This window comes from Nostoc sp. FACHB-190 (genome assembly GCF_014696905.1).
Taxonomy (GTDB): Bacteria; Cyanobacteriota; Cyanobacteriia; order Cyanobacteriales; family Nostocaceae; genus Nostoc_B.
On sequence record NZ_JACJQW010000055.1, the window covers coordinates 22,802 to 33,885 of the forward strand.

General features: G+C 42.7%; 11 protein-coding genes. 7 read left to right on the top strand and 4 right to left on the bottom strand.

Annotation, left to right across the window (positions count from 1 at the left end; all coding sequences use genetic code 11):
- Nucleotides 1-79 precede the first annotated feature (79 nt).
- The 4 genes from H6G28_RS32735 (at nucleotide 80) to H6G28_RS32750 (ending at nucleotide 4,864) form a co-directional block, all read left to right on the top strand.
- The gene (locus H6G28_RS32735; RefSeq protein ID WP_190677195.1) at nucleotides 80-436 is read left to right on the top strand and encodes a hypothetical protein; all 357 of its coding nucleotides are present in this window, start codon (nucleotides 80-82) and stop codon (nucleotides 434-436) included.
- 365 nt (nucleotides 437-801) lie between these two features.
- A complete protein-coding gene (locus H6G28_RS32740; protein ID WP_190677212.1) occupies nucleotides 802-2,874 on the top strand; it encodes a pentapeptide repeat-containing protein in 2,073 nt (690 codons plus the stop codon).
- Nucleotides 2,875-2,973: 99 nt separating this feature from the next.
- Complete coding sequence (locus tag H6G28_RS32745; protein ID WP_190677197.1) at nucleotides 2,974-4,611, top strand: NACHT domain-containing protein; 1,638 nt, start codon at nucleotides 2,974-2,976, stop codon at nucleotides 4,609-4,611.
- Nucleotides 4,612-4,660: 49 nt separating this feature from the next.
- Entirely contained in the window at nucleotides 4,661-4,864 is a 204-nt protein-coding gene (locus tag H6G28_RS32750) for a hypothetical protein (protein ID WP_190677199.1), read from the top strand.
- Between the two features lie 315 nt (nucleotides 4,865-5,179).
- On the opposite strand, the gene H6G28_RS32755 is transcribed toward H6G28_RS32750, so the two are convergent.
- Both H6G28_RS32755 and H6G28_RS32760 read right to left on the bottom strand, forming a co-directional pair.
- Complete coding sequence (locus tag H6G28_RS32755) at nucleotides 5,180-5,845, bottom strand: tyrosine-type recombinase/integrase (RefSeq protein ID WP_190677213.1); 666 nt, start codon at nucleotides 5,843-5,845, stop codon at nucleotides 5,180-5,182.
- 314 nt (nucleotides 5,846-6,159) lie between these two features.
- Nucleotides 6,160-7,167, bottom strand: a complete 1,008-nt coding sequence (locus tag H6G28_RS32760; protein ID WP_190677201.1) for a DNA-methyltransferase — start codon at nucleotides 7,165-7,167, stop codon at nucleotides 6,160-6,162.
- Nucleotides 7,168-7,426: 259 nt separating this feature from the next.
- Between H6G28_RS32760 and H6G28_RS32765 the strand changes: the two genes are divergently transcribed.
- On the top strand, nucleotides 7,427-7,942 hold the full coding sequence (locus tag H6G28_RS32765) for a PDDEXK family nuclease (protein WP_190677203.1): 516 nt from the start codon (nucleotides 7,427-7,429) through the stop codon (nucleotides 7,940-7,942).
- A 35-nt stretch (nucleotides 7,943-7,977) separates the two neighbouring features.
- Here H6G28_RS32765 and H6G28_RS32770 read toward each other — a convergent pair whose 3' ends face one another.
- Nucleotides 7,978-8,493, bottom strand: coding sequence for a PIN domain-containing protein (locus tag H6G28_RS32770; RefSeq protein ID WP_190677205.1), 516 nt, complete (start codon nucleotides 8,491-8,493; stop codon nucleotides 7,978-7,980).
- Nucleotides 8,480-9,661, bottom strand: coding sequence for an XRE family transcriptional regulator (locus H6G28_RS32775; protein ID WP_242054715.1), 1,182 nt, complete (start codon nucleotides 9,659-9,661; stop codon nucleotides 8,480-8,482). The genes H6G28_RS32770 and H6G28_RS32775 overlap by 14 nt, the downstream gene beginning before the upstream one ends.
- A gap of 37 nt (nucleotides 9,662-9,698) precedes the next feature.
- Here H6G28_RS32775 and H6G28_RS32780 point away from each other — a divergent pair, with 37 nt between their 5' ends.
- Nucleotides 9,699-9,866 (top strand): hypothetical protein, encoded by a 168-nt coding sequence (locus tag H6G28_RS32780; protein ID WP_190677207.1) that lies wholly within the window; start codon nucleotides 9,699-9,701, stop codon nucleotides 9,864-9,866.
- A gap of 217 nt (nucleotides 9,867-10,083) precedes the next feature.
- Nucleotides 10,084-11,084 (top strand): hypothetical protein (locus tag H6G28_RS32785; RefSeq protein ID WP_199332999.1); only part of this gene is annotated, 1,001 nt, incomplete at its 3' end.

An 11,084-nucleotide genomic window follows, 5' to 3' on the forward strand; every position in this document is an offset into this window, starting at 1 on the left:
CTATTCTCGCCTAATTTGATTTCGATTTGGCAATTCCTAAACTCAAAGTCATGAAACAAATTGAATTTAGGAGTTATTGATGACTTCTCAAAAACTAGTAAATCGCCATGTTCGCTCACTGATGAGGATTGCGCTGTCATTGGGTCTAATGCTTGGTTCAGGTTTAGGGTATGGTTTTGTTCAAACTGCTTTTAATTCTCAGCAGCATGAACAATCTGCCCAAGCTGAACTCGGTCGCTTCGGTCGTGCAGAGTACGAACAACTAAAACCAGGAATGACCTTAACGGAGGTGCGTTCAATCTTGTACCGAGGTGTCGAGGTTAGCCGTTCTGCGACAACCGCAACCTTTGTTTGGAGCAACTCTGATGGGTCTAAAATCACAGCTACTTTTGAGCATGACAGGCTTAAGACTAAAGAACAGTCTGGGCTGAAGTAAAAAACCTGGAGATCGCTGGCGGGTGAGGAACGGATGGTGCGCCAGATTTTCTCCAACCGGCGATCGCAAAATTCTTTCTGGTGATGATTGTTGGAAGTAGTGAGCCACTCCGCTTCAAAATCTGTAGGGCTTAGTTCCCACTGGTTAGGAGAGTATTTCTAGAATGTCTCATTAATGGTACATCAGCCTAAAGAACATCCAAAATGTCCCATTAATGAGACATCAGCACTTCTCAAATTCCCGGCGACGGGAATTTGCTGCCATGATGGCGTTAAAAAAAGATAACCGCTTTAAAGCGTTGTAATTACGGGATTGTTCGTGGTATATCTGTATCCAAAAAGCGAAATTGGATGCTCCACCCAACCATGCCCCAGGACTTCTCCGGTCAAAATCTTCGAGGGCGCTCCTTCAAAGGTCAGAACCTTGAAGGGGCAAATTTTAGTTATGCAGATATTCGGAGTGCAGATTTTACAGGGGCGAATCTGCGGGGTGCAAACTTTAGCCATGCTACTGCTGGACTGCAAAAGCGGTGGGCTGTTTTTTTAGTTTGTGTTTCTTGGGTGCTATCTGGAGTTTCAGGATTTTTCTCAGTCTTTACTGGAGCATTAATAGGTTTTATATTTGACAGTTCAAGTCAAAACAATCAGGCTCTAGGCTGGGCTGCCTTAATAGCAGTAATTGTTGTTTTTATAGTCATCCTTCGCCAAGGATTCAACTCAGCCGTCGCCTTCGCCGGAGCCGTCGCCGTCGCCGGAGCCTTCGCCTTCGCCGTCGCCTTCGCCGGAGCCGTCGCCTTCGCCGGAGCCGTCGCCTTCGCCTTCGCCTTCGCCGTCGCCGGAGCCTTCGCCGGAGCCTTCGCCGGAGCCTTCGCCGGAGCCTTCGCCTTCGCCTTCGCCTTCGCCGTCGCCGGAGCCTTCGCCGGAGCCTTCGCCGGAGCCTTCGCCGGAGCCTTCGCCTTATTTAGTGCTTACATTGCTTGGAAAGCAATGAAGGGAGATGAAAAATATGCTCTTATTCGGAACATCGCTGTCGCTTTTGCTGCTACAGGTGGTACAAAGTTTCGCAATGCCAACTTAACTGATAGTAATTTCACAGCCGCCACACTAAAAAGTACAGATTTTAGAAAAGCTAATTTAACTCGCACCTGTTTCAACAAAACTAAAAAACTAGATCGCGTGCGTCCAGGTACAACTTACTTGCAAAGCGCACAAATTCGTCAAGTGTTAGTGATAGGACAGGGCCAAGACAAGAAATTTGACCGGGAGGATTTGCGGGGAGTAAATTTTCAAGGGGCGAATTTGGTAGATGCCAGTTTTATTGGTGCAGATTTGAGTCAAGCTAATTTACAAGACGCAGATTTATCCAGGGCGAAAATAGTCCAAACACAACTTAATGAGACTGATTTAACAGGCGCTACTCTCACCGGGGCATACATTCAAGATTGGGGCATTACCACTGACACCAAATTTGATGGCGTGCGCTGTGAATACGTTTATATGCGGCTGCCCACAAAAGAAAACCCTGACCCCCTCCGCAAGCCAGATAACAATAAAGAAGTGTTTGCAGATGGGGAGTTCGGTGATTTTATTCAACCAATTTTCGACACCCTTGACCTTTACCACAATCAAGATGTTGACCCCAGAGCGATCGCAATTTCTTTTAAGCAGTTAGCAGAGAATCACCCTGATGCCGAATTAGAAATTGTGGCAATGGAGAAACGGGGTGAAGATAAGTTTCTGCTTCGTGCCAAAACCGCAGGGACGGCTGATAAGTCTGAACTGAGTGCAGAATATTTTGAAACTTACAATGAGATAAAAGCCTTGCCGGAGCGAGATATTAAATTACTACTAGATGAAAAAGATAGTAGAATTCGTAGTTTAGAAAATTTTGTTAATCAGGCATTACAACGCCCTAGCTTTTATTCAAATATCCAAGTAGAAGAGGTAGGTACAATGAATCCAAATCAAGGGGGAATTAATCAAAGTGCAAATAACAGCCAATTTGGTCAAGGACAACAAGCTGCACAAGGAAGTGGGAATCAAATGTCTATGAATAATAACGAAAATTATAAATCTAAATATGACTTCACTAATGCTGATGTAGGTAACGTTGTTGATACGGCTCAATCTGGTAGCCAACAGATAGGTAAGCAATATAATTATGCACCAGAACAAAAGCAAAATCTTGCAGAAGCCGCAGCAGAAATTCAGGCATTGCTAGAGCAATTGAGCCAATCTTATCCTACTAATACAATGGCAGGAAAAATGGCACTGGCAACAGAAGCCACGCAACGCATCGAAAATAACCCAACTTTAATGCAGAAAACAATCAGCGCGTTGAGGGCTGGTGGTACTGCGGCTCTAGAACAAGCCCTCAGCCATCCCGCAGCCAGTTTTGTCATTGCTGCTTTAGATGATTGGAATAAAAACAATCCATAAATTATTAAGTTTAATTAGGCAACACCAGACCAATTTTAAATAACCCTAGTTTGGTTTGGTGTGAAAAAGCATTTTATTTATTGCTATGAAATTTTTACTATGGATCAGCCGAAGTCTCCTGACGATAATCAAGCATCTTTGCCTGAAACTGGTATAAGACAGGAGGCTAATAATTCAACGTTCGGTGGTGGACAGCAGGCTGCAACAGGTAAAGGTAATGTTCAAAATCAGGGTAATAATAACTGGCTAGGTAATACTTGGAATGTTTTTTTTGGACAGCCAACAACCCCAGTAGGCAACCCTGCGAGACAAGAAAATCAACGGATACTATTAGCCTCAGTCAAGCAAGAAGTTACTGCACGGTTAAGGCAATCTCTACACAATGCCGTGCTGATTAATTTGGGTAAAGAGTCACAACCCCAGCAGGTAAAACGCCCTTGGGATGCAGAGATTAAAATTGGACTAAAGCCTGCTGTTCCTCTCCCAGACACCACAACAATTTTAGAAGTTTTTGACTCCCTAGAAATTGCAGGAAAGCTGTTAATACTGGGTGCGCCAGGAGCAGGTAAGACTACGACACAATTAGAACTGGCTCAAGCTTTAGTCAGCCGTGCAGAAGAACAGCCTGATTATCCCGTTCCAGTTTTATTTAATTTATCGTCTTGGAAAGATGACCGCCAATCTCTAACTGATTGGTTAGTGGCTGAACTCAAATCTAAATATGGTGTCTCAAAAAAGCTTGGTCAGGAGTGGGTAAACAATCATCAATTACTACCATTGCTTGATGGGGTAGATGAACTTGAACCACAGCGTCAAGAACTTTGCGTCCAAAAAATTAATCAGTTTTTAACAGGGGAAGCTAGACCGCTTTATCTAGTTGTTTGTAGCCGGATTGAAGAATATAGTAACTATGCTACTCAATTGCAACTTAATGGTGCTATTTACTTACAGCCTTTAAACAACAATCAAATTTGTGATTATCTAACGTCTATAAATTATATAGAACTGTGGTCAACCATTAGTAACGACTTAGACTTACTAGAGTTACTTAAAACTCCCTTACTACTTAGCATTACTGTTCTAGCATCTCAAGAAATATCTGTTGAAGAATGGCAGCGATTGAACTCTACAGCCGACCGGATTCAGTATTTGCTAGATGCCTATGTAGGGCGGATGTTGACACGGGATACTAACAGTAGGGCGTATTTAAAGAACAAAACCCCTAATGCTAGAAAAACCCGAATGTGGCTGGTTTGGTTAGCTAAACAAATGCAGCTAGAATCGAAAACGGAGTTCTTGATTGAAGAAATGCAGCCTAATTGGTTAATGAGCAAAACTCAAAAAAATAGCTATTATCTGATTTGTGGGTTAATTTGTGTGTTGATTCTACTATTGTCAGGGATAAGCCTTGGGCTAATTTTTGGACTGGTTTTTCGGCATATTGGAGATTTTTTTAATAAAATTAAACTAAATGAAAACTTTTTTTTAAAAAAATTGAATAAAGAAAATATAATCTCTGGGCTGATTTTTTGGCTGGCTTTTGGCGGTATAGCTTGCCTCCAACACTTCACACTCCGCCTCATCCTCTACCACAACGGCTACATCCCCTGGAACTACGCCCGTTTCCTCAACTACTGCACCGAGCGATTATTCCTCCAGCGTGTCGGCGGTCGCTACCGCTTCATCCACAAACTACTGCAAGACCACTTCTCGCAAATGGAGTTCAAACGAAATTGACCAAGAATTACTGTTTGCTTACGAGTGCCAAGTAGAGGAATATATAGCAATGGTCACAAGTTGGGAACGAGTAGGAGCCGAGAAAGAACGAAGAGAAACCCTGGAGGCACTTTTAAAGGTACGGTTTGGCAATCTGGATGCAGATTTAGAAGCGATTATTCCTCAGTTGATGCAGTTGTCTAGGGAAGAATCTCTCAGCTTACTGTTGCAAGCTAACCGTGAGGAGTTATTATCACGGTTCAAGATAAATTGATAAGCCACATTTAAAAATTCTAAAATCCCCGTAACCTTGGTTGCAGATGACGTTCACCCATTCTCTTTACCCAGATAATTGGTCAGAAATTGCCACTTCAGTTAAGCAACAAGCCCAGTGGCGTTGTCAAAAGTGCGGATTACACTGCATCCCGCTAAAAGCAGACACTCGCTTCAAACTTTGACAGCCGTCACCCAGTCCCGGCACGGGACGAACGACTCATAAAACAGAGATAGCCGGATGACTGGTTGTTTGGTGAGGTCGATATATTTAAAGACTGGTGCAGCAGTAGAAATATTGAAATGATGGCTAACGTTAGAAAACTCCTTCAGTGTCTGGGGTTGTTGTTACTTCGTTTAAACTGGATTTCCCGAAGTGATCTGCTTTTGTCGGCGATAGCATGGAGAGCGAAGATACTGCACCTAATACTTGCTCGTCCTTCACTTCGAGGTACTTGTATAACTCATCTAAGGTGCGATGGCCTGAAATTTCCTGAATCACCCTTAAGGGAATTCCGGCATTACTCATCTGCGTGAGAGCGGTACGCCTAAAACTGTGCGAACTTACCCCTTCAATGCCAATGCGTTTACACGCTTGGCGCAGTATCCACATGGCAGAATCCTTGTGTAGATGGTCATCTATACGGGGGCCATACTCATTGCCGGGAAATAACCACTCATTATCTTCTCGCGGGTGGTAGTCTTGTAGCCAATACCGTAAGTCTTCAATCACCGGCACCGAGCGAGTGGCAAGTTTTCTCTTCGTGTTGCCCTTGCGAAATAAAATTTCTCGTCGTACTCGTCCCTTGGCATCGTAGACATCGCGCTTGCGAAGCGTCACTGCTTCATTGACGCGACACGCCGTAAACAGCATCACAGCATACAAAGCCCGGTCGCGTGCGGTGGTGACTTCCGGGGAGAACAGAAGCTGAATTTCTTCCTGGGTGAGAATTTTCGCTCGCCCGTGTCGGTCAATTTTCAATGCAGTCAATGAATGCCTACGATACTTTATTATGCAGCGATCTCTGAACACTAAGCACGAATACCAAAAGGACTTGAAAGATTTCTTCTTGTTCGCTGTCAAAAAAGACCCAAGCCAGGATTTAGTTCTAGAGTTTCTTCACCTGGAACAGCGTCACGCTGTGGCTACATTATTGGCTCTCAAAATGGCAACTACCGTGCAACTGTACGATTCAGCAGACACGTCCAAGTACAAACGGTGTGAAATATGATGATAACCGTCAACGTTTGCCCTCAGCATTGGTATGCAAGTTTAGATATCACAAAAAGTAAGAGTTAATCAAAACTGAGAATAGTTTGCTTTTGATAATTGTTCAAATCAATTGATTCTCCTGCACAGATGAGATTATAAATTTCCTGCATCTCATCAATAGTATTTTCTTTGGTTAGGAATCGGAATGCAGAAGCTGCAAGATATTCTGGTTGTTCTTCAAAAGCCAACCACAGACGATTTTCAGCTTCTGCAACTTGACCGCTGGTGTTAGAACCCGCGAAAATATCTACTACTAAATCACCTGGATCTGTTAGGAAACGGATAAAGAATTCAGGAAGTTTGGCAGGAAATCTAGCGGGGTGCTGCTTAACCGAAACTGCTTTACATCCGTCTAAATATTGACCATTAGATTCGGTGTTGGAAATTTGCAACAGGTTAGACGGAATGGCTCCGCCGTTATCCTTGGCAAAGGCTTTACCAATGTCATGACCAGAAGGTCGTACTTTTGGTTTGTAAAACTTGTCTGGGTCTTCCAGCAATTTCTTCATGCGATCGCTGTAGGGTGCAAGGACTTTTGTTACATCAGCTTTGGGAAACTCCGTCTTACTGAACCACCACACGGTATTCACCGAATCTTTAGCCCGCAGTTTGCGTTTATTAACCCACTCAATAGGGCTGGGCAGTTTAGACGGGTTGTACCAATAAAAGTCTTCAGCTAAGAAAAAACCAATGTCATCGCAAAAGCGTATAGGCACTCGATAGTTATACAGGCTGCGGACAGGAACCCCTTTTTCATAAGCTCCACCCAAATCCACTACAAAACTGCCATCGTCACGTAGTTTTTTGTAAACGAGAGCGGCAAACTCACTGAGCCAGTCCACATATTCGTGTTGTTCTTTGTTGCCGTATTCTTTTTTACGCTGAAGGGCAAAGGGTGGGCTAGTGACAACTAGGTTAACACTACTATCTGGTAATTTTTGCAAGAGTTCACGGGAGTCGCCACAGTAAGCAGCTCCTTTGCGAGTGAAATAAGCAGGTTTTATGTCTTGTAAGCGCACGTTTGGGTTCATTACAAATGATACTAGTAATCTGTAGAGGTAAAGTAGTCAATTGAGCAATTCCGGTATATAACCGAAGAAAAAAAATTACCAAAATGAGGAAGTTACTTACGTATCTACAGAGGGCAAGGCAGGCAGAACTGGCTGGGCTGCGCCGCACTTGTATTGGCTTAGTAGATAGAGGTGAAAGGAACATATCGATAGATAACATTGAACGGATTGCTACAACGTTAGGTTTAAAAACAGTGCATTTGCTAGGGAGGGACAAGGAGTGCTAAAACCACATCCCGATCTAGAAACACTGGAGATACTGTTTCCTGCCATACAGCAGTACCAGCAATTAGCATCCAAGCATGGTATTAACGACATTTTTCAGGATAATGGTGGCAAACTACTGCAAGTTCTGCTGATACTTGGTTTGACCGTCCTTCCGGGGCGAGAGGGGAACGATGCCATCGATCTGGATGGAAATGAATACGAATTAAAATCAATCAATATTGAACTCACGAAAGGGTTTTCAACCCACCACCACATGAACCCTATTATCATTAACAAATATCGCCAGGTTGATTGGATTTTTGCCATTTATAAAAATATTGAAATACAAACAATTTATCGTCTCAAACCAGCAAACTTAGAACCGTTTTATACTATTTGGGAAACTAAGTGGCACGCCGATGGACAGAAGGACATTAACAACCCAAAAATTCCCTTAAAATATGTCGTCGAGAATGGCGAATTGCTATATGGCACTCCTCCTAGCACCTTGACTAAAAGAAAACGATAACATTTAAAGCACTTAGTTGAATCACATTTTATTTTTTAGTTCGTGCCATACTTCTGTAAACTTGTTGTCCAATCTGTCAAAACTTTTGGAGAAATGTGTTTACCCCGCCCCTGGATTAATGAATCAGCCATTGCTGTCACCTCTATCACTGTTTTGTGTCCTGTCTCTACCATCTGAGCTAGTAATCGCAGTGTTCTGGTGTAGGTAACACCGTATGCCTTGCAAGTTTCAACAACTAGCCCATCATCACTAGCACAAATCAGCAATTGATGACGGGCAATGGCAATTGTAGATCGATCTGCAACACTCAAAAGTGGTTCTCTAACGCTAAATTCTAGAAAACTGGCAAACATCTCTTCTGTCGAAAGAGCCAGAGGTGTTAAGTATTGGTTAGCAGCTTGGCGAGTTGGGGGTTCCAGTTGATCTGAGTCTAGAAGTTCCTGGGCAATGTACAACGGTTGATAGTGCTGTTGTAGCCACCCCCACTCGTTCAGGTAGCGAAAATCAATGAGTGCGGTTGCGTCAAGAATTGTGCCATTAAGCGACTGCATAAACCTCATTTTCTTGACGACGCACCCGCAGTTTTTCAACAGTTAAGTTGAGAAGTTCTGCTGCTTTCATTTCTGACATCTTGCCCAATTTTAAGGATTGCCAAATTAGAAATTCATAACGTTCATTTTCTGGATAATCTTCCGCCGCCAGTGCTGGTGGTAATTCCATTGAGTTTTGCAAAGATGCACCATCATGTTGCTTTTTATAAATTGCACAGATTTTGGCTTTCTCTTTAGCAAAATCAATGATTTTCATTTCTGCTAAACGATTCAAAATGACTAAGTAACTCACCCGAAAATGCCGTTTGAGTTTGACAATATCTTGGGTAAGTGCATACATCCGTTCAAATTCAGCTTGAGGCACAAGTAGATGACTGGCAAAGTAATCAGCTACTTGTTCTCGTGCTTTTTCTTCTTCTTTGGTTCCTTCTTCAATCAGGGTGTCTTGGTACTCTACACGGTGAAAGATTAGATGTCCAATCTCATGTGCAAGGGTAAATAATTGACGTTCAATGGTGATGTTATGGGTATTTACCAAAACAAAAGCACCTTCAATATCACTACAAGCACTCAGACCAAAGAAACCTTTAATTGGAATGGAGGAGCGTAAAACTTTTAAACCGATTTCTTCTACAGACTGAAACAGGTTGGCAATGGGAGCATCTCCCAAGCCCAGGCGATGACGAAACAAAGCAGCTATTGTCTGAATGTGCTTTTTATTACCTTCTACTTGATGACAAGGTGTACTTTCAGGGGTGTAGCTTGGTAAGCCAACTGCTTGTTCTAGGGCGTTATAAGTTTGCAACATTCGTAGCACTTGGGCTGCAAACTGGGCATTTTTGTCAAAGGAAACATGAGCGCGGAACCGAAAGTTGGGTAGTCCTTCACCTTGTGAGCGTAGCAAGTCATCGAGTGTAATGCCCAAAGCACTCGCCAGAGCAGAGAGAATTTTGCTGTCTGGTAAAGTTTTGGCGTTCTCGTAGTTATTGATGCTCTGGCGAGTTACCCCGGCTTGTTCTGCAAGTTGCTCTTGAGACAAGCCTAAACTTTTACGGTAGCGGATCAGGTTCGCAGCAATCATCTCTTTCATGGCTGATTCTTTCCTGCGATCGCTAGACGTGTCAAAGTTGTTGACACTATTTTCTCTAATTATAATAGAAAATGTCAAAGCTATTTTACATCCTTCTTAAGGAGGTGATAAAGATATGGCAAAGAATACAGGTAAGGGCTATCGTCGTGGTGCTGTGGATAACCGCAGCCAGACTTACAACCCTATAACCGAACAATGGGTGAAGCGTGATGCTGAAACTGGACGGTTTATGGATGTGAAGCAGAATGGTGAACCTTTTAAGGGTGTTCGTCAGGAAGACTAATACTAAATTGCGTCCAGTGTGGAGACTGAACGCAAATCGGTAATGGTATTAGTTTTGGTCTATTGAAGGGGTGGTGTTGCACTCGTGACCTACTCCTTTAGTTTCCTCTATTATGTTCGTCTTCAGTTTCAAAATCCAGACCAATATTTAGATTTGGCAGAGCATTACGGGAAATTAATAAGTAATCAATTTTATTTTTGTAAGTTAAAAATTAACTATGATTCCATCAAAGTGGGTTGATGCGACAGATTTAATTAGATGGGCAGATAGACTAGATGCTCGCGCACGACTTCCCCAATTATTACGCTTACTAATTCATGCTACAGTTCAGCACCCTCGACGTGTTGGTTTTCCATCGGGTGAGAGTATTCAAATGGGGGGATGGGATGGCATTGTGGACGCACCTGAAGGTAATAGTTTTGTTCCCGATGGCTATTCGGTATGGGAACTTGGAGTTAACAAAGATGTTAAGGGGAAAGCAGATGATGATTATGATAAACGTGCTAAGAATCCTCTAGAATTGAATCCTGCTGAAACCACATTTGTTTTTGTTACTCCTCGAAGATGGGCTAATAAGGATGAGTGGGAGACTAACAAGAAAAGTGAGGGAATATGGGCTGATGTACGAGTTTATGATGCTGATGATTTAGAACAGTGGTTGGAGCTTGCTCCTGCGGTTCATGCTTGGTTAGCTAAGTTAATCAAAAAATGGCAAGAAGAAGCTCAGGATATTAGTAGCTTCTGGGATGAGTGGAAAAACTCTACTTCACCAGCAATGAGTACACAGTTACATCTTGTAGGTAGAGAGAAAGAAGTTGAAGAAATACATAGTTGGTTGCAGGGAGAAACATCAAAGCTTACCATCCAAGCAGATACCCGTGAAGAAGTAATTGCTCTTTTGGCTGCGGTTATTCATCAAATGCCAGAGGAGCAAAGTATCAAATATTTATCTCGGTGCATTATTGTTAAAAGCGAGTCCTCATGGCGGTATTTTGCTAGTACCCAAGAATCATTAATCTTAATACCAGATTTTGAGCAACCAAAATTTTTACCAAGAGAGCATCATATTCTTATCCCCCTTGGTAAAGAAATTAATCCTGCTAAATGTAGCGAACTGCAAACATCCAGGGCTAAAACTGCAAACAAGGCGATTTTGAAACCACATTATTTGCAAATAAGGTTCTGCTCAAAACGACATTATTTGCAAATGAAACTGCA